The 296-nt window shown below is 58.4% G+C and carries 1 protein-coding gene; it reads right to left on the reverse strand.

All coding sequences use genetic code 11. The features are described from left to right. Window positions 1-28 precede the first annotated feature (28 nt). On the reverse strand, window positions 29-296 hold a 268-nt coding region (locus tag IN820_RS22460), incomplete at its 5' end, for a hypothetical protein (protein ID WP_207793716.1).

A 296-nucleotide genomic window follows, 5' to 3' on the forward strand; every position in this document is an offset into this window, starting at 1 on the left:
ATTTGAGGGTCGTAGGGTGGATCACGCTTCACCGATCCACCGGGCGGGCCAAGGTGGAATAAAGCAGCTTCAAGCCGCAAGCCATAAGCTGCAAGAAAGAGCCTGACGGGATTTGAGGGTCGTAGGGTGGATCACGCTTCACCGATCCACCGGGCGGGGCCAAGGTGGAAAAAGCAGCTTCAAGCCGCAAGCCATAAGCTGCAAGAAAAAGCTTGGCGGGGTTTGGGCGCCAGCCCGCACGCTGATTCGCTTGCAGCTTGCAGCTTGCAGCTTGCAGCTTGCAGCTTGCAGCTTGC

The organism is Pseudomonas lopnurensis, assembly GCF_015070855.1.
In the GTDB taxonomy this organism is placed as follows: Bacteria; Pseudomonadota; Gammaproteobacteria; order Pseudomonadales; family Pseudomonadaceae; genus Stutzerimonas; species Stutzerimonas lopnurensis.